Here is a 255-nt window from a genome sequence, read left to right as displayed (position 1 = left end):
TATTCGTGATGGTGTGATTCGCTATAGCAGTTCTTTGCCTTATGCATCCGTTCATAATGAAGGCGGTGAAATTATAGTAACCCAAAAAATGAAGTCTTATTTCTGGGCGATGTATTACAAAGCCCTGAGCGGAATAACAACTAAGAAAAGTGGAGCTGAAAGCAAAAGCAAAAAAAACTTAAACCTAAATGCTGAGGCTGAAAAGTGGAAAAGCCTGGCATTAATGAAAATAGGCCATAAAATAAAAGTTGAAAA

The 255-nt window shown here is 36.5% G+C and carries 1 pseudogene; it reads left to right on the top strand.

Annotated features, from left to right (window positions below):
- Positions 1-255: pseudogene (locus J3495_RS19580) on the top strand (hypothetical protein); the annotation flags it as partial.

The organism is Flavobacterium geliluteum (genome assembly GCF_017948595.1).
GTDB classification, from domain to species: domain Bacteria; phylum Bacteroidota; class Bacteroidia; order Flavobacteriales; family Flavobacteriaceae; genus Flavobacterium; species Flavobacterium flavipigmentatum.
This window is presented reverse-complemented; position numbering and strand designations above follow the sequence as displayed.